The organism is Paenibacillus sp. NPDC057934 (assembly GCF_042887565.1).
Classification (GTDB): Bacteria; Bacillota; Bacilli; order Paenibacillales; family Paenibacillaceae; genus Paenibacillus_AQ.
Window position 1 is genome coordinate 24,494 of sequence record NZ_JBHVPB010000022.1, and the last position, 20,818, is coordinate 45,311.

General features: G+C 49.6%; 19 protein-coding genes and 1 other RNA gene. 18 read left to right on the forward strand and 2 right to left on the reverse strand.

Annotated elements, in window-relative coordinates; all coding sequences use genetic code 11:
- Positions 1-14 precede the first annotated feature (14 nt).
- Positions 15-2,084, reverse strand: coding sequence for a transglycosylase domain-containing protein (locus ACFVRY_RS29145; RefSeq protein ID WP_387503723.1), 2,070 nt, complete (start codon positions 2,082-2,084; stop codon positions 15-17).
- Positions 2,085-2,218: 134 nt separating this feature from the next.
- On the opposite strand from ACFVRY_RS29145, the gene ACFVRY_RS29150 reads away from it, so the two are divergent.
- From ACFVRY_RS29150 to argS, 4 genes are all read left to right on the forward strand, one after another.
- Positions 2,219-2,713, forward strand: a complete 495-nt coding sequence (locus tag ACFVRY_RS29150; protein ID WP_387503724.1) for a hypothetical protein — start codon at positions 2,219-2,221, stop codon at positions 2,711-2,713.
- A complete protein-coding gene (locus tag ACFVRY_RS29155) occupies positions 2,697-2,960 on the forward strand; it encodes a beta propeller repeat protein (RefSeq protein WP_387503726.1) in 264 nt (87 codons plus the stop codon). Before ACFVRY_RS29150 ends, ACFVRY_RS29155 begins: the two co-directional genes overlap by 17 nt.
- Before the next feature lie 534 nt (positions 2,961-3,494).
- Positions 3,495-3,938, forward strand: a complete 444-nt coding sequence (locus tag ACFVRY_RS29160) for a YwiB family protein (RefSeq protein ID WP_387503728.1) — start codon at positions 3,495-3,497, stop codon at positions 3,936-3,938.
- Entirely contained in the window at positions 3,935-5,620 is a 1,686-nt protein-coding gene (argS, locus tag ACFVRY_RS29165; protein ID WP_387503729.1) for an arginine--tRNA ligase, read from the forward strand. The genes ACFVRY_RS29160 and argS overlap by 4 nt, the downstream gene beginning before the upstream one ends.
- A gap of 207 nt (positions 5,621-5,827) precedes the next feature.
- On the opposite strand, the gene ACFVRY_RS29170 is transcribed toward argS, so the two are convergent.
- Positions 5,828-7,015: a S8 family peptidase gene (locus tag ACFVRY_RS29170; protein WP_387503741.1), complete on the reverse strand. Its 1,188-nt coding sequence runs from the start codon at positions 7,013-7,015 to the stop codon at positions 5,828-5,830.
- A gap of 466 nt (positions 7,016-7,481) precedes the next feature.
- Here ACFVRY_RS29170 and rpoE point away from each other — a divergent pair, with 466 nt between their 5' ends.
- The 14 genes from rpoE (at position 7,482) to ACFVRY_RS29240 (ending at position 20,476) form a co-directional block, all read left to right on the forward strand.
- The gene (gene rpoE, locus ACFVRY_RS29175; RefSeq protein ID WP_066368159.1) at positions 7,482-8,045 is read left to right on the forward strand and encodes a DNA-directed RNA polymerase subunit delta; all 564 of its coding nucleotides are present in this window, start codon (positions 7,482-7,484) and stop codon (positions 8,043-8,045) included.
- 311 nt (positions 8,046-8,356) lie between these two features.
- The gene (locus ACFVRY_RS29180) at positions 8,357-9,964 is read left to right on the forward strand and encodes a CTP synthase (protein ID WP_387503730.1); all 1,608 of its coding nucleotides are present in this window, start codon (positions 8,357-8,359) and stop codon (positions 9,962-9,964) included.
- A gap of 324 nt (positions 9,965-10,288) precedes the next feature.
- Positions 10,289-10,675 (forward strand): response regulator, encoded by a 387-nt coding sequence (locus tag ACFVRY_RS29185; protein WP_066368165.1) that lies wholly within the window; start codon positions 10,289-10,291, stop codon positions 10,673-10,675.
- Positions 10,676-10,885: 210 nt separating this feature from the next.
- On the forward strand, positions 10,886-11,740 hold the full coding sequence (fba, locus tag ACFVRY_RS29190) for a class II fructose-1,6-bisphosphate aldolase (RefSeq protein ID WP_066368169.1): 855 nt from the start codon (positions 10,886-10,888) through the stop codon (positions 11,738-11,740).
- Between the two features lie 212 nt (positions 11,741-11,952).
- A complete protein-coding gene (locus ACFVRY_RS29195) occupies positions 11,953-13,206 on the forward strand; it encodes a UDP-N-acetylglucosamine 1-carboxyvinyltransferase (RefSeq protein ID WP_066368171.1) in 1,254 nt (417 codons plus the stop codon).
- Positions 13,207-13,397: 191 nt separating this feature from the next.
- Positions 13,398-14,747, forward strand: a complete 1,350-nt coding sequence (gene rho / locus ACFVRY_RS29200; RefSeq protein WP_387503732.1) for a transcription termination factor Rho — start codon at positions 13,398-13,400, stop codon at positions 14,745-14,747.
- Positions 14,748-14,770: 23 nt separating this feature from the next.
- Positions 14,771-16,048, forward strand: a complete 1,278-nt coding sequence (locus ACFVRY_RS29205; RefSeq protein ID WP_387503733.1) for a radical SAM family protein — start codon at positions 14,771-14,773, stop codon at positions 16,046-16,048.
- A 118-nt stretch (positions 16,049-16,166) separates the two neighbouring features.
- Positions 16,167-16,364, forward strand: coding sequence for a 50S ribosomal protein L31 (gene rpmE / locus ACFVRY_RS29210; protein WP_066368182.1), 198 nt, complete (start codon positions 16,167-16,169; stop codon positions 16,362-16,364).
- Positions 16,365-16,538: 174 nt separating this feature from the next.
- An RNA gene (gene ffs, locus ACFVRY_RS29215) (signal recognition particle sRNA large type) lies at positions 16,539-16,806 on the forward strand.
- Between the two features lie 134 nt (positions 16,807-16,940).
- Entirely contained in the window at positions 16,941-18,713 is a 1,773-nt protein-coding gene (dnaX, locus tag ACFVRY_RS29220) for a DNA polymerase III subunit gamma/tau (RefSeq protein WP_387503734.1), read from the forward strand.
- 51 nt (positions 18,714-18,764) lie between these two features.
- Complete coding sequence (locus ACFVRY_RS29225) at positions 18,765-19,076, forward strand: YbaB/EbfC family nucleoid-associated protein (RefSeq protein ID WP_387503735.1); 312 nt, start codon at positions 18,765-18,767, stop codon at positions 19,074-19,076.
- Between the two features lie 37 nt (positions 19,077-19,113).
- Complete coding sequence (gene recR / locus ACFVRY_RS29230; RefSeq protein WP_066368195.1) at positions 19,114-19,713, forward strand: recombination mediator RecR; 600 nt, start codon at positions 19,114-19,116, stop codon at positions 19,711-19,713.
- A gap of 145 nt (positions 19,714-19,858) precedes the next feature.
- On the forward strand, positions 19,859-20,173 hold the full coding sequence (locus ACFVRY_RS29235) for a hypothetical protein (RefSeq protein ID WP_387503737.1): 315 nt from the start codon (positions 19,859-19,861) through the stop codon (positions 20,171-20,173).
- Between the two features lie 36 nt (positions 20,174-20,209).
- On the forward strand, positions 20,210-20,476 hold the full coding sequence (locus ACFVRY_RS29240; RefSeq protein ID WP_387503738.1) for a pro-sigmaK processing inhibitor BofA family protein: 267 nt from the start codon (positions 20,210-20,212) through the stop codon (positions 20,474-20,476).
- Positions 20,477-20,818: the final 342 nt, after the last annotated feature.

Sequence of the window (20,818 nt, forward strand, 5' to 3'; positions counted from 1 at the left end):
ATACCCAAGTAGGCCTAATTCATCCACCAGCGCTTGATATCCTGCCATAGGGAGTGCCCGTCACCAGAATCATCCTTTCCAGGAGCCGGTTCTTCCGCTCGATGGGCCTTTTCTCCTGCCCCGTGCTGATCGCAATATGCTGTGGGCTCTGTGCCGCTGATGAAGGTCTCCAGCACCTTGTCCGGACATTCGGATGTAGCCAGCTTGCCGGATTGCTTATCAATATAGACACTGACTACCCCGTCTGGAATTGGAAAAATCTTGGGCGGCACATTCTCCAGTGCTTTCTCTGTGTACTGGGCAAAAATCGGGGCAGCGCGCCTGCCATCGGTCGTTGCAATATCTCGGCCTTTGTCGTATCCGACCCAGACAGCCGTCGATAATTCGGGGGTGAAGCCAACCATCCAGCCATCAGTATCGGTTGTGCCGGTCTTGCCAGCAACAGGGCGTTTGATGATGGAAGCCACGCGGTTCCCCGTGCCCCCTGTCTCGAACACGCCCTCCATCAGCCGAGTCAACACATAAGCGGCTGCCGGCTCTACCACTGCCTCCCCCTGAGGCGGAGGTGCTTCGTACAGGACGATCCCTTTGGCGTCTGTGATCTTCAGGATGGCTGTTGCGGGCATCCGGACCCCGCCGCCGCCGATTACGGCGAAGGCTGAGGCCATTTCCAGCGGACTGACCGGTGAAGTGCCTAGCGCCAGGGAGGGTACGTGTTGGAGTGGGCTTTTAATCCCCATCTCCGCGGCCATCTCCGCCACCTTGTCCGCTCCGATCTTCATAATCGTATTCACGGCATAAATATTGTCTGAGGCAGCAATCGCTTGGCGCATATTAATTTCCCCTAGGTACTTGTCACCAAAATTACGGGGCTGATAGGTTTTGCGGTTATTGTCATAATGGAATAGTGTCGGCTGGCTATTGAACACAGAGAGACCGTTCATCGTTTTGGAGGACAGGGCCGTAAGATACATAATCGGCTTGAAAGAAGATCCGGGCTGCCGGGTGTTTGCCAGTGCGTGGTTGAACTGGTTGGTCCGGTAGTTTTTGCCCCCCACCATCGCTTTAATGTAACCGGTACGTGGATCAATGGATACCAGGGCTGTCTCCAATTCACTGGCCGGGTCCATTCCTTTGCCGACGGCATCCTCCGCTGCTTGCTGCATAACCGGGTCGAGAGTGGTGTAGACATTCAATCCACCCTGTTCGAATTCGTCGCTGTCGATATGCAGCAAGTCTATCGCCAAGCCCCGCACATAATCGCGAAAGTAGGGCGCGGCTACGGTGGTGTCTTTCTCCCCTTGTGGCTTGAAGTTCAGTTTCTCCTGCTCCGCCTGCTTGGCTTCAGCCTCTGTAATGTCACCTAGCTCAGCCATAACTGACAAGATAAGCTGCTGGCGATTCTTGGCGTTCTCCATGTGGTTGTAAGGCGAATAGTAAGTTGGCCCCTTGGGTACCCCGGCCAGCATTGCACTCTCAGCGAGGTCGAGATCCGCTGCAGACTTGCCGAAATACATTTTGGCCGCAGCTTCAATACCGTAGGCCCCGTGACCATAGTAGATTTCATTCAAATACATGTTCAGGATCTCGTCTTTGCTATATTTCATCTCGAGCTGCATCGTATAGAAGGCTTCTTTAATTTTGCGAGTCCAAGTCTTCTCATGGGATAGATAGAGATTGCGTGCAAGCTGCTGGGTCAGCGTACTGGCGCCTTGCGAGCGGCCCCCTTCCTCCAGATTGACGAGGATAGCCCGGGCCATGCCTTTCAGGTCAAAGCCGGTATGCTTGTAGAATTTGCGGTCTTCCACCGCCAGGGTAGCCTGAACAAGCAGCGGCGAAATATGACTTAGCTCCACTGGATCACGACTGCGTCCGTCTGAGGTGAAGGTGGCCAGTACATTTCCCCGGACATCGAGTAGTCTGGAGCGGACATCGTCCAGGGTAGGCGGCAAGTCTTTCTGATATAGGTATCCCAGCAGGGCTCCTGCAGCCAGCAAGCACAAGATCGTCAGGGCTGACAGCAGCTGAAAAGCCCGGCGGAGAGGACTTTTACGTTTAGGTGGGTTGGCGGAATTGCTTGGCATTGCACCAGGCTCCTTTCTTGCTCTCATCCTCATTATGGGAAAGGAAGTGACAGGATATTCACTGGGGAGGCCGAGGTTCTGACAGAGTAACGATTGCAACACTGGGGTATATATTAAAAAGAGGTGTTTTCCCTATGAATTGGCTACATCATTGGCGCAGAGCAGCATTGACACTCTTTTCAGCAGGACTTCTAGCGCTTTCAGGCTGGGTAACGGTTGTTTCTTCCGCACAAGCGGCCCAATCCACTGCAGCAGGTACACCGGTTTGTGGAACGGGCGATCATGGTTTGCTGGAAGGGTTGCAACAGAAACATGCCCAGCAGGGAGAAACGCCACTCGCCTTCTCAGACATTGCATTTCTGAATAGTGAGACTGGCCGAGTTGTAGGTAACGGCTTTATGATCGGCACCTCGGACGGTGGCTGTCATTTTCAAGAGATTTATCATGGCCAGTGGAACTTCAAAGGAATTTCTTTTCCCGATAATGTGCACGGCTGGGCAGTTGCTTCTATTGGAGAAGGACAGGCCAACTATCTGATTACTAGCACAGACGGCGGCGGGCAGTGGAGCGGCCCAGCTCAAATCTGGGCCGGCATCTGGAAAGCCTGGCAACATGCGGTTAGTGGGTAACAGCACCGCTTTTCTGGTCGGCTATTCTCTAGCCGGAGAGCAGGTTGCCGTAGGACGCACCGTGAATGGTGGCAAGACGTGGAGCAACTTGAAGCCTATACAGGGATTCGAGGGGACTATCTCTTTCCCGGACAGCAAGCATGGCTGGCTCGCCGTAAGGGAACAGGATCAATCAGCCGTATACGCCACCATGGATGGTGGTTCTACATGGAAGCAACGATTCGCCTTTAAAGATGCTGGAAGGTAGTTCCGGCCCGTTAACTTAAGAGGAAGAGGCGGTTCCAGTCCTACTATATGGCTGGGGCAGCCTCTTTTTGTGGTTGGCATCCATCGTCTAATTAGTGACCATCTTCCGGTTATATGAAGAAGTATTATAGAAGGAAAAGGTTTGTAATATTTATACTGGAGAAAAAGCGAATCGTGCACAAAGCGAACGGAGTCTCAATGAATCCAGATCCGAACAACTCCTGGTTTTCCGGAGATTACTATCGCCGTAATGACTGCTTCACTGATGTGCCCGAGCAGGCGCTCCTTGAGATTAACCATGGCTCTTAAGGACATATCGACAAGAAGAAAAACTGACTATCCCAATGAAGCAATAAATCATCATCTTTGTAATAGCGGGGCAAGTGTCTTTTTTGTGTCGCTATGGTAAAATTAGATTCCGTGGAATCTTCCTCGAATAAGGAATTGAATTGCACCCTTGAACTGGATATAGTAGTACAATGGGAAAGCGAATTCGCCTTTGGTCTGCAGAGGCTTGCAGAATGGAGGAATGCAGGTGCCGGAAATTCAAAATCACAAATACGGCGTTTCAGTTACACTCGTAAGCCAGCATGAAGGTGAGCGTACTGTACTGAATACTACCGGAGAAGTTATAGCCAAGGGACAGCAGCTGTTCATCCGATATGTAGAGCCCGGGCAGGGTCCTCAGGGTGAGGAAGCAACTGTTCGTACAATGATAAAGATTGCAGGCAGCGAATTGAAGCTGATCCGCCATGGCGCGGTTGAGTCCGAGCAGAGCTTTCAAGAGGGACAGCGTCTGCCGGGCTTTTACCGCTCTCCCTATACGAACTTTAATCTGTCCACGGAGACCCGGAAGCTGGAGATTTCCCGAGACGGGCGCTCTATGAACGTAACGTGGGAGTATGATTTATACGTATACGAGGAGTTGTCAGGGCAGTTCGTACTCAGTTTGCATATACAGGAGGAACCAAAATCATGACACAGAGTCAAAATCCGCTCGAACTTATTAATGAACGGGTAAAAGAAGCCATTGCCGATGCAGTTGTTGCTGCGGGGCTGGTTGCACGCGAAGCACTTCCAGCCATCGTGCTGGAAGTGCCAAGAGACAAGGAGCACGGTGATTTGGCGACCAATGCTGCTATGCAGCTCACCAAGATTGCTAAGCGCAACCCGCGCCAGATTGCTGAGGCAATTCTAGAACACTTGGACAAGAGCAGCGCTTCTATTGAGAAGGCAGAGATTGCCGGACCGGGCTTTATTAACTTTACATTGTCCAAGGACTATCTTTATGATGTCATCACCCAGGTTGCCGCACAGGGAGACAACTACGGCCGCATTGGCTTAGGACAGGGTCAAAAGGTAGAGGTTGAATTCGTCAGCGCGAACCCTACGGGAAGTCTACACTTGGGACATGCCCGCGGCGCAGCTGTCGGCGATGCACTCTGTAACGTGCTGGATTATGCCGGTTATCAGGTAACCCGGGAGTACTATATTAATGATGCCGGAAATCAGGTTGCCAATCTGTGCAAATCTATCGAGACCCGCTACCTGCAGGAGCTGGGACAACCGGCAGAAATGCCGGAGGACGGCTATCATGGTGAAGATATCAAGGGATTTGCCAAGGAACTTGTGGCTGAGAAGGGAGATTCTCTGCTGGAGCTGACGCCGGGGGACCGTGCGGCGTTCTTCCGTACCTACGGCTTGAATAAGGAATTGGATAAAATCAAACGTGATCTGGGACGTTTCCGCGTTCCATTTGATATCTGGTTTAGCGAGACCTCGCTCTATGAGAATGGAGCAGTCTTGCGTTCGCTGGACGATCTGCGTGAGCGTGGCGAGGTATATGAAGAGGAGGGCGCAACCTGGTTGCAGACCACCAAGTATGGCGACGACAAGGACCGCGTGCTGATCAAGAACGACGGTACCTATACGTATCTGACACCGGATATTGCCTACCATAATGATAAATACGGCCGCGGCTATGACAAAATGATCAACATCTGGGGCGCCGATCACCATGGTTATATTCCGCGGATGAAGGCAGCGATGTCGGCACTCGGCAATGACCCGGGGAAATTGGTTGTCCTGATTGCCCAAATGGTCAGCTTGTTCCAGAATGGCGAGAAAGTGAAGATGTCCAAGCGTACCGGTAAAGCGGTAACGATGGAGGATCTGATGGAAGAGGTTGGCATCGACGCCATCCGTTATTTCTTCACCATGCGCAGCATGGACTCTCATCTGGATTTCGATATGGACCTAGCGATCTCTACGTCCAACGAGAACCCGGTATTCTATGTACAATATGCGCATGCGCGGATTTGCAGTATCTTCCGTCAAGCAGAGGAACAAGGGATCGCACTGCCTGATTATGCTGAGCTTGATTTCAGCAAGCTCAATGCCCCTCATGAATATGACCTCCTGCGCAAAATTGGTGAGCTGCCAGCGGAGATTGGTTCTGCAGCTGACGCTTACGCGCCGCATCGCTTGGTGCGTTATGTCTATGATTTGGCGGCACTCTTCCACAGCTATTACAAGGCTGAGCGCGTCATTACCGAAGATTCGGCCCAAACGTTGGCCCGTCTTGCTCTGCTTGGAGCAACGCGTACCACTATTGCTAATGTACTGCGTCTTCTGGCGGTATCCGCTCCGGACCGCATGTAATCTATTTATCCCCAAGCCCCGTTTTATCAGGGTTTGGGGATGTTCAGTACACCGCCTCCGGTGTCTCTAGGAGGCGGTGTGCTTGTGTCTACACAAAGAAGATAAGTGCACATGGTTAGCTTCATGTGCTTTGCAGGGCGGCCGCCATTCCTTGGTTTACAGGATGGCGGCCGTTTTGAGCCAGTGGCGCTGCACCACTGGCCCCCGTCAATCCGCGCGCCGGCTGGCAGCATTCGCGGATGGGCCCCGCTTGGCCCTGATGCCTGCGCGTAGCAGGCGAAGGGCATCGGCAGCGCCGCCTCCGAGGGAGGCTCTGCGCTGCCCTTTACGCAGCCGCACCGGGGAAGCGGTGCGGCGCAGCAGGAGCTTCAGCTCCCGGGGGGTGAGCCCTGGCCGAAGAGCGAGCAAAAGGGCAGCGGATCCCGTCACATGCGACGTCGCCATGGACGTGCCGCTCATTTCCTTGTAGCCCTCCTTCAACCAGCAAGATGGCACGCTTTCGCCGGGTCCGTATACATCGATGTACGAACCACGGTTACTGAAGCTGGCGACCCGGCGCTTCTTATCTATGGCGCCCACAGCTATGGTCTCCGGATAGCGCGCTGGGTAATCCCCGCCGCGTTTGCCATCATTGCCGGAGGAAGCGATAATAGCAATGCCAGCTCGGTAGGCCTTTATTACAACATTATGAAGCGCCTTGCTTCTCGTCTTCATGCCGAAGCTCATATTGATGATGTCGATCCGGTTCTGGACGCACCAGTCAATCCCCAGCACAATGTCGGACACATAAGCAGAGCCGTTGTGATCAAAGGCTTTGACGGGATAGAGGGTAGCTCTTGGCGCCACCCCCATCATGCCGCGCGTGCCGCCAGCGGCGGCTAGTGTGCCAGCGATATGGGTGCCGTGGCCATTGTCATCCAGCGGCAGCATCCCCCGCCGCAGCAGGTTCACACCTGTAGCCAGCGAATGGCGCAGATCAGGGTGACGATAGTCGGCGCCTGTATCAATAACGCCAATCTTGACTTGCACACCGGTTGACTTCGACCAGGCCTGAGGGGCATGAATCGCTTTCACGCCCCAGGGCATCACGGCGGTCCCGGTTTTCTCGCTGGGCAGAGCATGGAGCTGTATGCGGTAATCCTCTTCCACACTCAGCGTGTCAGCGAATTTATGCATCAGCTTTGCCGCACCTGCGGCAGGCACAAAAAAAGCGCGAATCAGCGGGGCGACCTGTACCTGCCGCAGTCTCGTTTTTTTCGTACGTAGCGTCCTCCACTCAGATAAGGCTCTGGCGTAATGGCGGGCATCATAAAAGGTAACAATACGCCGTTCGTCATCCTTGGGGGCAGCCGATATCTCATCAAGCAGCATCTGCCAAAATCCGTAATAGTCCATGTGTTTTGCCGTCCCCTCCTTGGTGCCGTACTGAAATATTGTATGAGCGGAGGAGGATAGCCGAATGGGAACTTGCCCTTTTTTAAGGAAATGGGCTGCCCATCGTGTCAAAAGACGGCGCTTCACATAAAATAAACAGAAGAGATTTAACACTCTCTTTGTAACATCCCGTAAGGAGCCATTCCTTGGCGTGGATACAGTCATGCGCGGAGGAGATTCCTCCGCCTTTTTTAGAGAGGCTCTTGCCAATAAATGCAGGCTTAGTTATTCATAAAAGTACATATTGATCGTTACCTGCGAAAAAAACGTTTCCCTGTCGGAAAATGCTGACGTTTTTTTTGCGTTCGAAGCTTGCCCCTTTTGACTTGCATTTTGTTGCTAAATAGGTTTTACTTAGGTTTGTTACTGGATATTATTGAATTAAAGCCGTGAATAGTGAACAATGCGTGAGAGGAAGTGTCCTTTAATGAGTACGCCACTCAATTTAAAGTTGGACCCCGAGAAAGTAAAAGAAATGCCGATGGTAGACCTGGCTTTCCTGGTGCTGAAGGCGGCTAATACGCCGTTTTATTACCGTGACCTGATGGTCGAGGTGGCCAAGCTGCGCGGGATGACCGAAGAACAAACCAACGATACCATTGCCCAGTTATATACTGAGATTAACATCGACGGACGTTTTGCCTGTGTAGGGACGAATCTGTGGGGGCTGAAACGCTGGTATCCGCTGGAGCGCTCCGATGATCCAGTCGGTAATTCCAAACGTCCGCGTATCATCAACGACGAGGATGACGATTTGGAAGACGATGATTTCACTGAAGAAGATGATAACTACGCATCTGAAGAAGAGGATTTCGACGCTATCGACGAAGATCGCGACGACCTCTATTCCGACGACGACAGCGAAGAAGAAGTTGACGACGATGTGGTTATTGACGAAGAAGACATCGATGAAGATGACGTGGACGATGACGATTCGGACGCGGAAAGTGAAGAAGATTCAGACGATGAGGACGAGGACGATAAATATTAATCCCGTTCTTTGAGGTAGCATAATTCTGCCCTTGACAGTGGAGAACCGTCAGAGTAAACTATTGCATGGGCTTATGATGAAAGTTAATATGTGTTTTCTAAAATAAAAAGTGCCCCGGTGCTACGGGTGTCACTTTTTTGTTTTTTTAGATGCCAAGGAGCCGGAATTTCCGCGATTTTAAAGGGGCGGAGGAAGGTCTTTGTGCCGGCTAAAGTAACTTTTGATTTCCCCCGTTTGACGATAGAAAAACGGGTTACGATAAACATCATGCGTCGCCTGAATTTCTGGACTTTATTTAGGAGGGTTTTACAGTGACAAAGTATATTTTTGTAACGGGTGGGGTTGTGTCTTCCCTTGGCAAAGGCATTACCGCTGCTTCGCTGGGTAGGCTGCTTAAGAACAGAGGTCTAAAGGTGACGATTCAGAAATTTGATCCGTATCTTAATGTGGACCCTGGAACAATGAGTCCTTATCAGCACGGTGAAGTATTCGTGACAGATGATGGCGCGGAAACGGACCTTGACCTTGGACACTATGAACGGTTTATTGACATTAACCTGTCCAAGAACAGCAATGTAACGACAGGTAAAGTGTATTCTTCAGTAATCAGCAAGGAACGCCGCGGTGAGTACTTGGGAGGAACGGTTCAGGTTATCCCGCATATTACGAATGAAATCAAGGAACGTGTCTTCCGTGCAGGCCGCGAAGCCGGTTCGGACGTCGTGATCACGGAGATCGGCGGTACAGTGGGGGATATCGAGAGTCTTCCGTTCCTGGAAGCGATTCGTCAGATCAAGAGCGATATCGGCCGGGAGAACGTAATGTACATTCACGTAACGCTGATTCCTTATATCAAGGCAGCAGGCGAAGTGAAGACCAAGCCGACCCAGCATAGTGTAAAAGAGCTGCGGAGCATCGGAATTCAGCCGAATGTGATTGTTTGCCGTACGGAGCATGAACTGTCTTCGGACATGAAGGCGAAGATTGCCCTGTTCTGCGATATCGACGCCAATGCCGTAGTGGAATGCCGCGACGCTTCCACCTTGTACGAGGTTCCGTTGAACCTGCGTGACGAGGGCTTGGACGAGATCGTAGTTAACCATTTGAAGCTGACTACGCCTGCACCGGATATGCGGGAATGGGAAGGCATGCTGGATCGAATCAACAAACTGGAGCATACGGTTGAAATTGCCATTGTCGGCAAATACGTTGCTCTGCACGATGCTTATTTGAGTGTAGTTGAATCCCTTTCGCATGCAGGCTTTGCATCGAACGCAGAAGTTAAGCTACGCTGGGTGGATGCGGAACTGGTTACCGATGAGAATGTGGACGAGCAGCTGCGCGGTGTTGGCGGCATTCTGGTTCCAGGCGGCTTCGGCGATCGTGGCATTGAAGGCAAGATCTCAGCTATCCGTTATGCACGGGAAAAACAAATTCCTTTCTTCGGCATTTGCCTGGGTATGCAGGTGTCCGTCATTGAATACGGCCGTTCCGTATTGGGTCTGGAAGGAGCGAACAGCTCAGAGATTGATCCGTCTACGAATTATCCTCTGATTGATCTGCTTCCTGAACAGAAAGATATCGAAGATATGGGCGGTACAATGCGTCTTGGCCTTTATCCTTGTAAGCTTTTGCCGGGTTCCCTGGCGATGTCTTGCTACGATGATGAGCTAGTGTACGAGCGTCACCGTCACCGGTATGAGTTCAACAATGCTTACCGTGATGAGATCGAAAAAGCGGGTCTAGTGATTTCTGGTACATCCCCAGATGGACGTCTGGTAGAAATCGTGGAGCTTCCGGGTCATCCGTGGTTCCTTTCGGTACAATTCCATCCGGAATTCATTTCCCGTCCGAACCGTCCGCAACCACTGTTCCGCGAGTTTGTCAAAGCTTCTCTTACTCACTACAGTGCTCAATAAATAGTATATACAGCGCCTTACAGGTGTTCGTAGGAGCCTCCATTTGGAGGCTCTTTTGCTTATGCCAGAAGCCTGCCCGACCTCCAGAATGGTTTTACTTCTAATGTATGTTCGTCTTACGATATATTTTTACATTTCCGATCAGAAAAAGTCGATGACAATACCCCATTTTATGGCATAGATTTACGCATTTTATCCATTTAGCAGGATTTTGAATCTACACCACGAATTATAGGTTTCGTATGGACTAAGTTATAAAGGGGCCGTTAGCTGTGGAGAGCGCGGTATGGTCAATCTGCCTTAAATTCTGGGAGGGTATTGATAATGGAGAAAAATAAAGTGTTGATTGTCGACGATCAGAACGGGATCAGGATTCTTCTTATGGAAGTGTTCAACAGCGAGGGTTACACTACATTTCAGGCGGCGAATGGTAAACTTGCACTGGAAATTGTTCGTACCGAATCCCCAGACTTGGTCTTGCTCGATATGAAAATCCCGGGAATGGATGGACTTGAGATTCTCAAGCATCTGAAGGAGATCAATCCGGAGATCAAGGTGATCATGATGACAGCGTATGGAGAGCTGGATATGATCAAAGAAGCAACGAAATTGGGCGCGCTTATGCACTTTACCAAACCTTTCGACATTGACGAGATGCGTGTGGCGGTAAATATGCATCTTCGCAATAAATCGGTCGATCAGTGCAGCTGAAGCAAGGATTCTGCTAAATGGCAGAATCCTTTTTTCGGAGGGGAAAACTTGGAAAAGGGCGTATAACAACAGGGGTGGATAAATATCGTCCCACCGGGACATTTTTTTGTTAGTGCTATTTAGTATTTGACACTGGATGTGCTATAATAAGCCTGTATGTGATAAACGGTTCTATAAATTATAGCGAAAACATCTTTAGGAGGATGAACCATGCCATTAGTATCTATGACAGACATGTTGAACAAAGCACTTGAAGGAAAGTACGCAGTAGGTCAGTACAACATCAATAACCTTGAATGGACTCAAGCTATTTTGGGTGCAGCCGAAGAAGAGAAATCTCCGGTAATTCTTGGTGTATCCGAAGGCGCAGCCCGTCACATGGGCGGTTTCACCACTGTTGTTAAGATGGTGGAAGGACTTATCCACGACCTGAAAATCACTGTTCCTGTAGCGATTCACCTGGACCATGGCTCCAGCTTTGATAAATGTAAAGAAGCCATCGATGCTGGCTTTACTTCCGTAATGATCGACGGATCCCACCACCCAATCGACGAGAACATTGAAATGACTAAGAAAGTCGTTGAATATGCTCACGCTAAAGGTGTTTCTGTAGAAGCAGAAGTAGGTACTGTTGGTGGACAAGAAGACGACGTTATCGGCGGCATCCAATATGCTGACCTTAATGAGTGCGTACGCATCGTTAAAGAAACTGGCATCGACACTTTGGCTCCGGCACTTGGTTCCGTACACGGTCCTTACCATGGCGAGCCTAACCTCGGATTCAAAGAAATGGAAGAGATCCGTGACGCTGTTAAATTGCCACTCGTTCTTCATGGCGGTACTGGTATTCCTGTACATGACATCGACAAAGCGATCTCCCTGGGTACTTCCAAGATCAACGTTAACACTGAGAACCAAATCGCATTTGCTAAAGTAGTTCGCGAAGTTTTGGCTGCTAAACCGGATGCTTACGACCCACGTACATTCATCGTACCAGGTCGCGACGCTATCAAACAAACCGTTATCGGTAAAATCCGTGAGTTCGGTTCCAACAACAAAGCGTAAGATCTTTTACTTAAGTTTTGAAGGACAGCAGTCCATGAAGTTTTGAATAAGCCTATCGGACAGGTCATACTGTCCTTTTCAGTTGAATATGATGATGTGGAGAGTACACCGCATAGCCGGTGTCTTTCCATTTTCATCACCTTTATCATCAGAAAAGCCACAGCACGTATTGTCGACCAACCGCAATACACGTAGGGGGAACCTGTTAATTTATGGAAAAATTAATGATTGGCGGTGGACGTCCGCTGCAAGGTGTTGTCACGATCAGCGGAGCCAAGAATAGCGCGATTGCGCTTATTCCTGCGGCGATTTTAGCCGAATCTGAAGTTGTGCTGGATAATCTACCGTCCCTTAGCGATGTTGCAGTTTACTCCGAAATACTGGAAGAGCTTGGCGCGAATGTATCCTGGTCAGGCAACCAAATGAGAATTGACCCCTCCCGTATTGTGTCCATCCCTATGCCTAATGGGCCTGTGAAGAAATTGCGGGCGTCTTACTATATGATGGGAGCGCTCCTTGGAAGATTCAAGGAAGCGACAATAGGGCTTCCCGGTGGCTGTAATTTCGAGCCCCGTCCGATTGACCAGCACATCAAGGGATTTGAAGCGCTGGGCGCAACAGTGACTAATGAACACGGCTCTATCCACCTGTATGCCAAGGAATTGCGCGGGGCCAAGATTTATCTGGATGTATCCAGTGTCGGGGCCACGATTAATATCATGTTGGCGGCTTCAAGAGCCAAGGGCTCTACTATTATTGAAAATGCGGCTAAAGAGCCTGAGATTATAGATGTAGCTACACTCCTTAATTCAATGGGTGCCATCATTAAAGGTGCCGGTACGGAAACCATCCGGATCGAAGGCGTTACGGAAATGCACGGCTGCCGTCACTCCATTATTCCTGACCGGATTCAAGCTGGAACATATATGATTGCTGCTGCGGCGACGCGTGGCAACGTCCTTATAGATAACGTCATCCCTAAGCATCTGGAGGCTTTAACCGCCAAGCTATTGGAGATGGGCGTAGATATTGAAGAGCTTGATGAGAGCATTCGCGTAATTGGCAGAGCCAAGTATGAGCATGCTGATGTTAAAGCGCTGATTTACCCAGGCTTTCCCACTGATCTGCAATCCCCGATGACCAGCATGCTGACGCAGGCTGAAGGTGTTAGTGTACTGAGTGACTTCGTATATAGCAGCCGTTTCAAACATGTGCCGGAACTGGTTCGCATGGGGGCTAAGATTCGTGTCGAGGGTCGCTCGGCAATCGTGGAGGGCAGCAAGCTTAATGCAGCCAAGGTCAAGGCTGCAGATCTGCGGGCTGGTGCGGCTCTTGTAATCGCCGGTCTTACAGTAGAGGAAGGTATCACCGAAGTAACGGGTGTGGAGTATATTGATCGCGGCTACGATCATTTGGTGACTAATCTCCGTAATCTGGGGGCTGACGTTTGGCGCGAGAACGAATAGAATGAATTTATGGGGATTTCCCGGTGAATGGAAGGAGTTTATTTTGCAGGAGTAATGCATATCTCCTTCCAATTCGGGTAATCCTATTCTAATGAGGATTTTGACGGACTCTTATTTTTTGTTGATATAGTTCAGTTTATATAGAACTATGTTCACGGACTCATTATAAAAATTGAATAGGTGGTTATTACATGGATCTTCAAATTTCCGATCTGGAAGAAATGAAGCTGACCGACTTGTACAAGCTGGCCAAGAAATACCAGATTCCTTACTACGGGCAGATGAAGAAACGGGAGCTGATCTTTGCTATCCTTCGGGCGCAGGCGGAGCAAAGCGGGCTCATGTTTATGGAAGGTGTACTGGAGATTCTGCCGGAGGGATACGGGTTCCTAAGGCCGATCAACTACTTGCCAAGTGCGGAGGATATTTATATCTCAGCCTCCCAGATTCGCAAGTTTGATCTTCGAAGCGGAGACCTAGTATCGGGGAAATGTCGGACCCCCAAAGAAAATGAACGTTATTTTGGATTGCTTCAGGTTAATGCCGTTAATGGCGAGAACCCTGCCAGCGCAGCGGAACGCCTGCATTTCCCGGCGTTAACGCCTCTTTATCCGCAAGACAAGCTGCCGCTTGAAACATCCCCTACTCATTTATCTACCCGAATAATGGATTTGCTCGCTCCTGTAGGTCTGGGGCAACGCGGTTTGATTGTAGCGCCTCCCAAAGCAGGGAAGACGCTCCTCCTAAAAGAAATTGCCAATAGCATTTCCACTAATAATCCTGAGATAGAACTGTTTGTGCTTCTAATCGATGAACGTCCCGAGGAAGTAACTGATATGCAGCGCTCTGTGAAGGGTGAAGTTGTGGCCTCAACTTTTGACGAATTGCCGGAGAATCATATCAAAGTAGCTGAGCTTGTGCTTCAACGTGCACTTCGTTTGGTAGAGCATAAGAAAGATGTTGTTATTCTGCTGGACAGTATTACGCGTCTGGCGCGTGCATATAACCTTGTCGTGCCTCCATCCGGACGGACGCTAAGCGGAGGTATTGATCCTGCTGCTTTCCATCGCCCTAAACGGTTTTTCGGATCGGCGCGTAATGTAGAAGAGGGCGGCAGCTTAACAATTCTGGCTACAGCATTGATCGATACAGGTTCACGTATGGATGACATTATTTATGAAGAATTTAAAGGTACAGGTAATATGGAGCTTCATCTGGACCGCAAGCTTGCTGAACGCCGTATTTTCCCTGCGATTGATATTCGTCGTTCAGGTACGCGTCGTGAAGAGGTATTGCTGAGTAAGGAAGAACTGGATACCATTTGGGCTATCCGTAAAAATATGAATGAGTCCTATGATTTTGTGGAAGGATTCCTCAAAAAGCTGCGTGACAGCAAGACGAACGCCGAGTTCCTGGCATCATTTGATGTTGCAGGTAAAGAGTCTGCCAGTGGCACGGCCAGCAGCGGTGGTACATCGAACAGCGGAGCATCCGCACGTCGTACGACCCGCCCGAAGGCACCCACCGTATCCACAACCTAGAACGAGAATAAGAGGAGACTAACATGTATTTGGTATATGCCGATGAGAAAGGTAACGTATATGATCACCCCGAGCTGTACGGGCTAGCCCGTAGCGGGGATTTGATTGTTGAAATGCTGGAGGAAGAGCTGATTCCACTGCCTGAGGGTGCTACACTGGTCGGTCTGCCTAACACGCGGGCCGTGGGCATGAATCCGGCAACCGGTGAAATGCTGCCACTGCCTGAAGGTTCTCAAGCGGTTGGGGCATTGATGCCACAAGGTTATACACGGTTATGCCTTCCTGGCTATGTCAAGACAGATAAGTCTTACAAGCTGCCCCTGTTCGGTTATTCGGCAGTGGTATGGAAGGACGGGCGTTTCTATGTAGGCGCAGAGCTTACAGATGATCCTGAACAATGGAACCCGCTCAATTGCGACCGGGACCTTGTGAAGAAGGGTGTAGGCAATCTGACAGCTAAGTACCCGGAGAACCGTCTCTTCGGGCACTTGTCCAATTGTGCACTCGGCTATGAATGCCTTACCTCCTCTAACACCTTCTTGGGACGTTGGGAGGGCGCTGTGCCTGTTTCCTATTCTTGCAATGCCGGCTGCTTCGGCTGTATTTCAGAGCAACCTGATGATAGTGGTTTTGTTTCCCCGCAGACACGGATGAACTTCCGGCCGCGTGTAGACGAACTGGTAGAAGTGATGTTGGAGCATTTGAAGACGCCACAGTCCATTGTTAGCTTTGGACAAGGGTGTGAAGGGGAGCCATCTACGCAAGCCAAGATTATTATCGAAGCTATGCGAGAAGTGCGTGCTACTACCGACATGGGTTACATTAATATCAATACGAACGCTGGTTTAAGTGACCATATTCGCGGAATCGTCGATGCTGGACTTGATTTGATGCGTGTAAGTACCATAAGTGCGTTGGATGATCACTACAATGCCTATTACAAGCCGCGGGGTTACACCTTGGCCAATGTTGAGAAATCTTTGAAATATGCAGCATCCCAGGGTGTGTACACGTCAATCAACTATCTAATCTTCCCTGGTGTGACCGATCGTGAAGAAGAGATCGAAGCCATGGTAGAATTCGTTAGACGCACTGATCTCAAGTTGATTCAGATGCGGAATCTGAATATTGATCCGGAGAGCTATCTGGAACTCATCCCTCCAGCTCAAGGGGAAATCCTCGGAATGAAGACGATGCTGGATATTTTCCGGGAAGAACTTCCTGATGTAGTTATCGGTTCATTTACCCATGTGCCGCCTGCTAATTTGACCCGTGCCAAGTCTGGGCGCATACACGTTTAGCATTGGAAATGTAAATTTGAAACATATTGCCCATTTGCATGTTTCGTGCTAAACTATGCTCATGTGTCTATTAACTCTGAGTCCGCATGAGGCTTAGGGCAAGAGAGGTGAAATTCAAATGCAAGAAGCAATTCAACCAAAGTACAACATTACTAAGGTAACCTGCGCATGTGGCAACACTTTCGAATCCGGTTCTGTTAAACAAGAGCTGCGCGTCGAAATTTGCTCCAACTGCCACCCGTTCTTCACTGGCAAGCAGAAGTTCCTGGATGCCGGCGGTCGCGTTGATAGATTTAAGAAGAAATACGGTATCTAATTCAATTAGCCCGTATGCGGCATAATTATTAGATCTAGCCCCTGGCTTAATGCCGGGGGTTTTTTCAATGACCCCATTTATAGAGCTGTACTATTCTTACGATGTATGTAATGGGAGAACTGTTAACTTCTCTGAGGTTGATTTTTGTCCGAGCGTAGGATATACTTAACTTCGCCGTGCTAGACGGGGAGGTAGCGGTGCCCTGTAACTCGCAATCCGCTGTAGCGAGGTTGAATTCCTGTTAGAGGTGCTGTCGATGTGAGGCCTTGGTCCCTATGGGCTGTGTTGACGGTTGGGTCCTCCGCAATGAGTGCTTGTGAACCTGGTCAGGTCCGGAAGGAAGCAGCCATAAGCAAGTTTGCTCTTGTGCCGGAGGGTGGCCTAGCCCGAGCAGTCAGTAGGGTTGCCGCTTGGATCGCAGCCATCAATAACAGGTGCACGGTTTATATGAATAAATGACAGCATCTTTGCGATAAGCGAGGATGCTTTTTGTTTTTGGTCAAAGTCTGGAGAATATAGTATAATGAGTTAGCGACAAATGCCAAGAAAGTGGCACTTGAAAGAGGGTAATGCATAGTGGAACATATCGCGCTGTACCGTGCTTGGCGGCCGCAGTCGTTTCAGGACATGGTAGGACAACAGCACATTATCCAAACGCTGCAGAATGCTATACGGGAAGATAGGGTCTCACACGCTTATTTGTTCAGCGGTCCTCGGGGAACTGGTAAGACCAGTGCTGCTAAGGTGCTGGCTAAGGCGGTCAACTGTGAGCGCGGCCAGGGGCCGGAGCCTTGCAACGAGTGTCCATCCTGCCTGCGGATTACTGCTGGTAACGTCATGGATGTGCAGGAGATTGATGCGGCGTCCAACCGGGGTGTGGAAGAAATTCGTGACCTGCGGGATAAGGTGAAGTACGCGCCTACCGAAGTGCGTCGTAAAGTGTATATTATTGATGAAGTGCATATGCTGACAACAGAAGCGTTCAATGCGCTGCTGAAGACGCTGGAAGAGCCACCGCCCCATGTAATGTTCATACTGGCGACGACAGAGCCTCATAAACTGCCGGCCACGATTATTTCCCGTTGTCAGCGGTTTGATTTCCGCCGAGTATCACTGGAGGAGCAGACGGGCCACCTGAAGCAAATCTGTGAGAAGGAAGGCATCACTGCAGATGATGACGCTCTGCAATATATTGCACGTCTCTCCGATGGGGGGATGCGCGATGCGCTCAGTATTCTCGATCAGATATCTTCTTTTACAGAAGGCCAGGTTACTTACCAACAAGTGCTGGGTATGACTGGAGGAATACCTTCGGAACAGTTTGCCCGTCTGGCCAGAGCAATTCTGGAAGGTGATATGGGACTTCTTCTGGAGCTTGTCGAACAGCTTATGCATGAGGGCAAAAGTGCCGATAAATGTCTCGAAAATCTATTGTATTACTTCCGGGACTTGCTTATGATCAAAATGGTGCCCAGCGCCGATCACTTAACCGACCGTGTTCTGAACCCGGCGGATTTTAAGGATATGGCTACCGCCTTCAGCCGTGAGCAGCTGTTCGGAATTGTGGAGACGCTTAACCGTTATCTGGGTGAGATGAAATATGCCACCCATCCGCAGACACTGTTTGAAGTAGCGCTCATGAAGCTCTGCAGCTTGCAGGAGAGTGCCTCAGTTTCGGCTAATACAGATGTTTCGCCTGGCGGCTTCCAAGGAGCTGCAGTGGGTGGGAGTGCCGTTACTGAATCTGGTGAACTAGGCGTGCTTAAGAAACAGATCGCCGCGCTGGAGAAGAAGTTGGAGCAGGCCCTGCAGTCAGGTGGCATTTCCGGAGGGCGCGAGGGTGCACAGGCGAGACCTGCCTCTGTGCCTAGCGCTGCTCCGCGGATTACCACGGCTTCCAAGATGCCGCCGCAGGTGGATAAGTTCATCGCTGGTAAGGATAGTGCAGACTTTGCGTCTATTTATAAGCAGTGGAGCCTAGTGCTACAAGGTGTGAAGGAAGAGAAAATCACCGTTCATGCCTGGTTCGTTGATGGAGAGCCTGTATCGGTTATGGAAGACGCAGTGCTGGTTGCCTTCAAGAACACCATTCATCGGGATACTACTGAGAAGCCTGCTAACCGGCAGGTGATTGAGGGCGTTCTGGCTGCCCGTCTGGGTAAGCCGTACCGACTTGTAACCATTATGCTTCGCGACTGGAACGAGGCTGCTATGAAGTCTGCCGAACAGCCTGGCAAGGAAGAACTGCGCCTGGAGCATGAACACGAGGCGGGAGTAACAAAACAAGAACCTTGGATTGATGAGGCGATCCAGCTTTTTGGAGAAGACCTTGTTGTCATAAAAGAGTAATGCTTTCAGCAGATTAGCGCCAAACGGCGCATTCCAAAGGAGAGATCGATTATGAACAATATGAACCAAATGATGAAACAGGTTAAGAAAATGCAGGAGCAAATGCTCAAAGCCCAAGAAGAGCTTGGTGGCAAAACAATTGAAGGTTCATCTGGTGGCGGCGTAGTAACCGTGCAAGTGAACGGACACAAGAAGTTGCTGTCCATTCAGATTAAACCAGAAGCGGTGGATCCAGATGATGTAGAAATGCTGCAGGATCTCGTGATTACTGCTGTGAACGATGCATTGACACAAGCAGAAGATCTGGCAAACAACGACATGGGTAAATTTACTGGCGGAATGAAGATTCCTGGTTTGTTCTAGACCATTACTCCATTTAGCCTAAAGGAGAAACGTTATTTTGCATTATCCCGAACCGTTAGCTAAGCTGATCGATGCTTTTACGCGTTTGCCGGGGGTCGGTCCGAAGACGGCTGCCCGTCTTGCGTTTCATGTGCTGAATATGAAAGAGGATGAAGTCATTGATTTTGCCAAAGCGCTGGTAAGCGTCAAACGCAATCTTCACTATTGCTCGGTGTGCTGTAACATTACCGATACTGATCCGTGCCGGGTCTGTCAGGATAAGACACGCGATGCGTCCGTAATCTGTGTGGTTCAGGATGCCAAGGATTTGGTTGCCATTGAGCGAACTAAGGAATTCAATGGCTATTACCACGTCCTCCAGGGAGCGATTTCACCAATGGAGGGTATTGGGCCGGATGATATCCGTCTAAAGGAGCTGTTGGTACGTCTCAGCGACGAGCGGGTGAAGGAATTGATCATGGCGACAAATCCTAATATTGAAGGGGAAGCGACAGCTATGTATATATCCCGGCTAACGCGTCCTTTTGATATTAAAATCACTAGAATAGCCCACGGCTTGCCTGTAGGTGGCGATCTGGAGTACGCAGACGAGGTCACGCTGTCTAAGGCCTTAGAAGGCCGTCGTGAGCTGTTTTAGTTCGTAAGTGCTGCAGGTATGTAGAGAAGTCCCAAGGAAGCTGTGGGGCTTCTTTTTTGCGTTCACAGCTAATACAGGGTATCTCAGCATAAAAGACTATAGATTTGTGGTGGTCTTTTGGTTCTAAGTTTGTCCCGTTCCTTATATGAATGAGAATGAACGAATGAGAGGAAGTGTTCTTGTTGTTCACACTTATTCGGAAGGGGAGCTGAGTATGGGTTGGTGGGCTGCATGGCGGGGGGACGCGGATAAAGAACGGGAGTATGATGAGGGTTGGAGTACGTTTATGGAAGTACGCAAAGCGCAAATGGAATGGGAGCGGGCTTATCTGATGTTCGACGAGGCCCTGGGGCAGGATCAGATAGATTATGCTATTTATATCTTAGAGGCGGCAGAGCGCAAATATCAGATTCATTTAAAACATGCCAAAAGTTTGGGGCTTAACCGGACACAGCTATAACGAAATGGAACAGAGTGGATAAAAGGAGGAGAAACATTGTTAAGATTATTAGCTATTGGAGTATTGGCTATATCTGTTCTTTTATTGTTTCTGATTGTATTCCGCAAAAAAATGGGCTTTGGCTGGCTAAGTTTATTCGGCACCCATTTAATCTTGGCAGCGGTGGGCATTTACTTAGTGAATTTCTCAGGCTTTGTAACCGACGTGCATATTCCCCTTAACCCGGCAACTATAGGCGCAGTAACGGTTTTGGGGCTGCCAGGCGTACTAATGTTATTCGGTTTGAAAATAATTTTGTTTTAAGGGTTGACGCAGATCCAAAAAATATGGTACATTAATTCTCGGCCCTACGGACAAGATATTCTCGAATAACTTGCTCAGTAGGAAAGCGAAAAAGAAAAAATAAAAAACGCTTGACTAAAACATGGTCGCCATGATATATTATAAAGGTCGCTGCTGAGACATTAAGCGACGGACAAGCAAGACATTGATCTTTGAAAACTGAACAACGAGTGAGTATCGAATTCACGAAAGTGAATTCAAAATGAGGATTTTTAATTCTCGTCAGATGTTTCAAAATGAGCAATCGCTCTTTCTAAATACCAATTTGGAGAGTTTGATCCTGGCTCAGGACGAACGCTGGCG